This is a genomic window from Chloroflexus islandicus, from assembly GCF_001650695.1.
GTDB classification, from domain to species: Bacteria; Chloroflexota; Chloroflexia; order Chloroflexales; family Chloroflexaceae; genus Chloroflexus; species Chloroflexus islandicus.
In genome coordinates, this window is the sequence record NZ_LWQS01000101.1 from 1 (window position 1) to 7,221 (window position 7,221).

The 7,221-nt window shown below is 61.6% G+C and carries 6 protein-coding genes; 4 read left to right on the forward strand and 2 right to left on the reverse strand.

Features of this window, described 5'->3' with window-relative positions; translation table 11 throughout:
- The 3 genes from A6A03_RS20770 to A6A03_RS18065 form a co-directional block, all read left to right on the forward strand.
- On the forward strand, positions 1–693 hold a 693-nt coding region (locus A6A03_RS20770), incomplete at its 5' end, for an Ig domain-containing protein (RefSeq protein ID WP_216636365.1).
- 143 nt (positions 694–836) lie between these two features.
- Positions 837–1,652 (forward strand): hypothetical protein, encoded by an 816-nt coding sequence (locus A6A03_RS18060; RefSeq protein ID WP_066791066.1) that lies wholly within the window; start codon positions 837–839, stop codon positions 1,650–1,652.
- 781 nt (positions 1,653–2,433) lie between these two features.
- Complete coding sequence (locus A6A03_RS18065) at positions 2,434–2,664, forward strand: hypothetical protein (protein ID WP_066791070.1); 231 nt, start codon at positions 2,434–2,436, stop codon at positions 2,662–2,664.
- Between the two features lie 91 nt (positions 2,665–2,755).
- Here the strand turns inward: A6A03_RS18065 and priA are convergent, their stop codons facing one another.
- Positions 2,756–5,284: a replication restart helicase PriA gene (gene priA / locus A6A03_RS18070; RefSeq protein WP_245669055.1), complete on the reverse strand. Its 2,529-nt coding sequence runs from the start codon at positions 5,282–5,284 to the stop codon at positions 2,756–2,758.
- 181 nt (positions 5,285–5,465) lie between these two features.
- On the opposite strand from priA, the gene A6A03_RS18075 reads away from it, so the two are divergent.
- Positions 5,466–5,750 carry a 50S ribosomal protein L25 gene (locus A6A03_RS18075; RefSeq protein ID WP_066791072.1) on the forward strand — a complete coding sequence of 95 codons (285 nt, stop codon included), beginning with the start codon at positions 5,466–5,468 and terminating at the stop codon, positions 5,748–5,750.
- 26 nt (positions 5,751–5,776) lie between these two features.
- Here A6A03_RS18075 and A6A03_RS18080 read toward each other — a convergent pair whose 3' ends face one another.
- Complete coding sequence (locus A6A03_RS18080) at positions 5,777–6,940, reverse strand: glycosyltransferase family 2 protein (RefSeq protein ID WP_245669056.1); 1,164 nt, start codon at positions 6,938–6,940, stop codon at positions 5,777–5,779.
- Positions 6,941–7,221 lie beyond the last annotated feature (281 nt).

Sequence of the window (7,221 nt, forward strand, 5' to 3'; positions counted from 1 at the left end):
ACCGCGACGGCCACCCCGGTTCCGACCGCTACGCCGACCGCAACCGCGACGGCCACCCCGGTTCCGACCGCTACGCCGACCGCAACCGCGACGGCCACCCCGGTTCCGACCGCTACGCCAACCGCAACCGCGACGGCGACCCCGGTTCCGACCGCCACGCCAACCGCAACCGCGACGGCGACCCCGGTTCCGACCGCCACGCCAACCGCAACCGCCACCGCGACCCCGGTTCCGACCGCCACGCCAACCGCGACGGCCACCCCGGTTCCGACTGCCACGCCGACCGCCACCGCGACCCCGGTTCCGACCGCCACGCCAACCGCGACGGCCACGCCGGTTCCGACCGCTACGCCAACCGCGACCGCGACGGCCACCCCGGTTCCGACACCGGGCCAAGCGCCGCAGTTGGAGCTGAGCTTACCGGCATCACTGGCAGTCGGCAGTAACGTGCAACAGCAACTAAGCGCCACTGGTGGCAGCGGCAGCTATACCTACCAAGTGAGCGGCCAACTCCCGCCGGGGATCACGCTGAGCGCTGATGGCCGGCTCGAAGGGCGCGCAACGCAAGTCGGCACGTACAGCTTTACCATCACCGTGACCGACAGCAATGGCCAAACCGCCAGCTTCAACTACGAGATCATCGTTGAGCCGGCGCGCGTCTTCGTGCCGATTATTCTGAAAGTAGCGCCGTAACGTCCCTGCATCCGGTGACCCCTGCCATAGTTTGGCAGGGGTCTTTTTGTTTTTGCGGTGATGGTGTGCCCTCTTTACAAAATCGAACATTTGTACTATAATTGAGCGCACGATCCGGTACGGCAACCAAGAGGAGCAAACGCATGATTGGGCGCAATCGAGTTCAAGCCATCACTGAAGCCATTACCCTCCAATACGCCAACGGCAAAAGCCTAGCCCGGCCAGTTGGCAGCAAACGATTCAGCCCCTACATCGGCTTCCACATTGAAGCCGGGCGCGATGACGAACTCGATGCGCGTTTCCGCGCGGCCCGGATCGAGCAGATCGAAATCAAGCACCAGCGGCAAGGCGGAACTGAGATTGTGCGCCATTGGGCGCTTGGCGAGACGATCCGGTTCTACGTTGTCACCAGCGGCCCAGTGGCGCAAACCGTTGCCGGCAGCCTTGGCCGCAACGCCACCGCCACCGCCGCCGCTGGCATCGGCCTGCGTTGGGGCAGCAACGATCGCAGCCGCATGGCTGTGCGCGGCTATCTCGATCTCCTCGTGCGGATGGATCTCCTCCGGCTGGCACAACTGACGGTTCGATCACGGATGACCGATGTTTTGCTGGCAGCCTTGCTCGATCACGGGCGCGTGTGCGAGGCCGCCGATGCGCTCATTGACCGCACCCGCCACCCTGAGCTCGTTACGTTTCACGAGCTGGCGCTCCCGCTCGGCCCCGGTGATGAAGAAGAATGGGGCAAGGGCGAGACAACAACGGTCGTGCCATTCAAAAGTCTCCATCCCGTTCAGATCGATCGCGACTACATCGAGCAGATCTGGCGACCTGACGCTGTGCATCAAGCGGCGTTGCGCGACTGGCCCGGCATTCAGGCGTGGGCCGGCGAGTATGCCCTGCAGGCCGATGAACGCAGTACCAGAGAACGGAGCGACATAGTTGAGCCAGTTGGCCATTAACGGTCTCGCCGCTCTAAAGCAACGGCTGGCCTAGCGGCATCTGGATGTACGGCATTACCGCGGATGCCAGTATGACCTTCTGCTCACACATGCAGCGTTGTGAGACATGGTGGACGTTGGCCTTAGTCTGATCTTTTTGTGGCCTTCATCCCATTTGTTTCCTGCGCACCGTGTGGGGCTTTGGGTGGACAACAGGGAACCCGGCCCTTCAGGGCCGGGCTATTTTTACGAAGCCCGCGCAGCGGGCTGCATAGCCACAAAAAGACCCAAAAGGCCCAACAAGCATCATCTGAGTTTGGGGGTCTTTGGGGCTATGCTGCTCGGTGCCCCGCCCCCCTTGCCTCGCTCCCACTGGCGCGGGAGCGGGGAGGAGGAAACCCGGTCCTGAAGGGCCGGGCTATTTTTACGAAGCCCGCGCAGCGGGCTGCTGGCCAACCCGTTGCGTTCTTGGCGCGAGGACTCACGCATCGGCACGTTCTTGACCGTTCCCTACCACGACTGCCAGTGATAGTGAGTCGCCCGGCGAAGCCCCTGCGAGCAAGGCCTAACCTAGCTTCAGCCATCATTGACGCTAGGGGCGGAGCATTGCTTCAGATACGGCGAACCGCGCAATGACTATGTTGCCATTGCGTGATGAGTTTTACCTCTCGCAGTAATTTGTACATTTTGCACAAATCAAAACTCTTGCAATTGTACAAAATATCCAGTATGATGAAAGCGCAACCGGCAATGAAGCCGTCGCGACGAAGATAGTCTTGATAGATGAAAAAGGAGCACGACAATGCGCAACGGGAACTTTGAGCAGTACACGGTCGAAGAGGTGTTGCAGACGTTTGGCGCCGAGGCGCGGGCATTTCTGCGCGAGCACCGGATTGATCGCAGCAATCTGCGCTTTGCTGATGCCTGCGCAGCCGCTAGCGTCAACCCCGACGAGTTCTTTGCTCAGCTCGATGCCAGCATGCGCCGCCGCGCAGCGCGGGCTGCGAAGCAGAACGTCGCGGAGTACGCTTAATCTGGTTACGTCTCTTGACCCCGATAGACCGGCGCGGCTGCGCGCCGGTCTTTGATTTCGCCAAACCCGCCTGCGCTGGCGTTCGCCTTGTTCATAACACTTGCACTGGATCAATGTCGATGATCCAGCCGGGCAGCGGGCCGAGCGCGTCGAGCGCAGCGTGAATGGCTTGAGTGGCGCTATCGGCAGGCACGCGCAATAACACGTGCCAACGCCAACGATCGCGTTGACGGCGAAAGAAGGCCGGGGCCGGGCCGATCAAGCGCCAACCGGCCAGATCGCGCTCGTTGATGTAACGTTGGAGATCGGCGGCAAGGCGTTCGGCTTGCTTGCGGCAGGTTGTTTCACTCGAACTGCTGATGACAAACCGGATCAACCGGCCAAAGGGCGGGTAGGCCAAGGCGCGGCGAAAGGCGATCTCTTCCCGGTAAAACGCCTGATAATCGTGTTCACGCGCCGCTTGCAGCGCATAATGGTCAGGCTGGTAGGTCTGGATGATCACCTGCGCTCCCTCGCTGCGCCGTCCGGCGCGCCCAGCCACTTGGGTCAAGAGCTGGAAGGTGCGTTCACCGCTGCGAAAATCGGGCAGGTGCAGACCGGTATCAGCAAGGATCACGCCAACCAGCGCCACGAGAGGCAGATCAAGCCCTTTAGCGATCATCTGGGTGCCGACCACGACATCGATTTGGCGCGCCAACATTGCTTCCAGCAACTTGCCGTGCGCATCCTTTCCGGTGGCGCTATCGCGATCCCAACGGGCAACGCGGGCTTGCGGGAAAAGTTCGCGCACCGCTTCGGCCACGCGCTGCGTGCCGGCTCCTAGAGCTCTGATCTTACGGCTGAGACACTGGGGGCAAACAACCGGCGCGACGGCCCGCTGGCCGCACGAATGGCACATCAGAATATTCACCGGCGCACCAGCTTCGCCCGCTTCCTGATCGTAATGCACCGTTAGCGGCGCAGCGCAGCGATCACAGCGCGCGACATAGCCGCAATCACGGCAAAACACAAACGAGGCGGCGCCACGCCGGTTGAGGAAGAGCAACGCCTGCTGGCCACGTTCGAGCGTCTGGGCCAAGGCCTGTTGCAATGCGGTTGAAAAGATCGAGTTGTTGCCTTGTTGCAGCTCGCGCCGCATATCCACGATCCGCACCGGCGGCAATGGCAACGGACGAGTATGCACCAAACCATCGACGCCGATCTGACCGCCGATCCGTTCAGGTAACTGCAACAGATGCAGACGCCCGGTGCGAGCCGCGTAAAAACTCTCGACGCTCGGCGTTGCGCTGCCGAGCACGACCGTAATACCGCCTAATTCGGCTAATTGCAACGCGGCGTCGCGAGCATGGTAGCGCGGGACCGAATCGCTCTTGTAGCTCGGCTCGTGCTCTTCATCAACGATCACTAATCCCAAGTCGGGCAAGGGCGCAAACAGCGCCGAGCGCGCGCCAATTGCCAGACGCGCTTCGCCACGGCGCAACCGCCGCCACGCATCGTAGCGTTCACCGTCACTCAGACCGCTGTGCAACACCGCCAATTGGCTGCCGAAGCGAGCGGCAAACCGGCGCACCAATTGCGCCGTGAGCGCAATTTCAGGCGCTAAGACCAGCGCCTGCCGGCCTAGGCGCAATGCGCGCGCAATTAAGCGCAAGTAGATTTCCGTCTTGCCGCTGCCGGTAATGCCGTGCAGTAAAAATCTGCCGCCGGCGCCGGCCTCAAGCGCCGGCACAATGGTCTCGTAAGCCTCGCGTTGGGCCGCGGTCAATGGCGGCGGCGTATCAGGCGGCGGTGTGAGCGACGCCAGCGGATCACGGTAGATCTCACGCTCAGACAGCGTGATGAAGCCACGCCGTTCTAGCGCACGCACCCCGGCCACATCAAGGCCGGTAGCCTGTCGCAATGCCGCCAGCGATTGGGCCGCTCCCTGTTCGGCCAGCCAGCGCAACGCCGCAGCCTGCCGCGGAGCGCGACGAAGCTCGCCAAGCGCGTTTTCCCAATCAAGGACGGCCAGTTGCGCCACCTGCTCGCGCCGTGGACGCACTCGCGGCGGATCGATGCGCGTCCCGCGCGTAATCAGACCGCGTTCGGCCAACGCCCGATACGCCGCGCGCAAATCGGCATCACTGCCGCGCAATGCCGCGCGCAAATCAAGCTCGCTCTGCTCGCCATACCGCCGGAGATAAAACAGGATTGCCCGCTCGCGTTCCGGCAACCCGCCCAACTCGTAGCGCAGACCATCGGGAGTGGCTCGCCACGTGGTGACAGCCTGCTGAGCCGTGCCCGGCGGCAAGCACAGATCAAGCACCGTGGCAAGAGAGGTGTAATAGGTTTGCGCAACCCAATGCGCCAAGGTAATCGCCAATGGCGGGATCGATAGTTCCGGATCGACCAGATCGATCAGATCGCGCAGCCCCTTAGCCGGACGTTGCTGTAAGCCGGCGATCACCCCTTGCACTTGTTGTTGGCGGAACGGCACCCACACCAGATGCCCAACGGTGATCAGGTCATGGAGATGAACGGGTACGCGGTAAGAAAATGTACCGTCGTGCCGGCGCGCCGGTGCGCGAACGACTACCTCAGCAACCAAAGCGATCGAATCGGTACTAGCAGTCTCGGCCAAAGAGTCACCTCGCCATATTGGCAATCCTACCACATAACCTATGGAGCAAGCGCGCTACGACCTCATTCATTGACAGCGCCACTGTCACTTTATGATATACTATCCCTTCGGATCGCTGGAGGGTCTCGGGCTGGCAACGGGCCAGCTTCTCCCCTCCGTAAACACCAAAGAGAGGCATCTTATGGCAAACGCCACCTTGGCAGCTCAGCGCCGCCACATCTTCGGCAAAAAGGTCAAGACTCTGCGCCGCGAAGGCATCTTGCCGGCCAACTTTTACGGCAAGGGAGTGGAAACGACCGCGATTCAGATCAACGAGCGCGACTTCGAGCAGATCTTCCGCACTGTACCGAAGGGTGAATCGTTCACGCTCGACATCGAGGGGACGGCGTACCCCGTGGTGATTTATGTCGTGCAACGCCACCCGGTCACGCGCAAATTCATCCACGTCGATTTCAAGCTGGCGTAAACCGGTAAACGGGCCGGTACGCGGCATCATCCCGCGTACCGGCGACCCTTCCACGTCACCCCGCGACCCAACTGCACGCGCACAATCCCATAACCGGCAATAAAGAGATACATCAGCAAGCCAACCGGCCACAACAGCGCATACAGTGGACTGAGCCGGTAAAATTGGCGGTACAGCGTTCCCCAGAACAGCAAGCCAACCAGCCACGCCAGCAGGCCAGCGCCGGCAGCGGCATACCCAGCAACGCCGCCGCTCAGCAGACCGCCAGCCATCAGCATAAGCGGCCCGTAGGCTTGCGCCAATAGCAGGGCCATGCCGGTCAACGAACGCCAGCCGCCGCTGCGTGAACCGGCGGAAGCGTTCTTCATCAAGCCTTCGGCCACTTCAGCGGCATTGGTATACATCCGCACAGCCAGATACTCCATCCCAATCGCACCACGCACCGAAAACCCAGCAGCGCGCAAGGTCTGGCCGAGCCGCACATCTTCGAGCACCTCGCCGCGCACAGCGTTATGGCCGCCGATCGCATCATACGCGGCGCGGCGAACGAAAATACACTGGCCATTCGCAAGTACCTCGTCGGGACGCACATCAGGCTGGGCTAGCCGCTCGAAGGGAAAAATCGACACAATGAGCGCAATGAATGGCGGCAACACCAAACGTTCGGCCCACGACCCCAATTCAAGAAAAGGGAAGATTGTCACCATATCGCCATGCGTGGCCTGCGCATGGCAGAGCAAGGCTGCCGCCAGATCAGGCGCCGGCGCCGTATCGGCATCGAGAAAGAGCAACCACGCGCCGATCGCGGCATCGCTCGCTTGCTGGCAAGCGTTACACTTACCGACCCATCCCGGCGGCAATGGCCGGCCCGGCACCACCCGCAGCCGCGAGTCGGTTGCGGCCAGCTCGGTTAAAATCGCCGGCGTGCGATCGGTCGAACCATCATCAACCACAATCACCTCAAAGTGCGGATAACGCTGAGCCAGCGCCCCGCTCACGCAACGGCGAATCGCCCGCTCTTCGTTCCGCGCCGGGATAAGGATCGAAATAAAGGGCGGATCGGGCGGCAAACAAGGCGGCGACAAGCGCGGGATGCGGCGCATTCGCCGCCAATTCGCGCCAAAACTCGCGATCAGGGCGAGCGCGCACACCACCCACAACAGCGCAAACCACATAGGCACCTCGCTCATGGCGGCAACCTCAAATAGTATAGCAGTTTCGTTCCATTGCGCATTGCCATTGCGCAATGCGGCGTGCGGCAAGTGGACTGCCGCACGCCAAACTCAATCCAAAAATTCGTCCCCATTACCCATGGCAACAGTCGGGCATCAAAAACATTTTATCGCATTCTGATACTGTAAACCGGTGTATGCGGAGGGCGCTTGACAAAATCGGCGGCATTCGCTATACTACGCAGCGTTGCGAGGGCAACGGTCTCACCGAGACGGTAGACCAAACAAGTGAAGGGCGC

Coding starts and splice junctions, on each gene's coding strand:
- A6A03_RS18075 (WP_066791072.1), top strand. CDS start 5,466: ATGGCAAACGCCACCTTGGCAGCTCAGCGCCGCCACATCTTCGGCAAA.
- A6A03_RS18080 (WP_245669056.1), bottom strand. CDS start 6,940: ATGAGCGAGGTGCCTATGTGGTTTGCGCTGTTGTGGGTGGTGTGCGCG.
- A6A03_RS18065 (WP_066791070.1), top strand. CDS start 2,434: ATGCGCAACGGGAACTTTGAGCAGTACACGGTCGAAGAGGTGTTGCAG.
- A6A03_RS18060 (WP_066791066.1), top strand. CDS start 837: ATGATTGGGCGCAATCGAGTTCAAGCCATCACTGAAGCCATTACCCTC.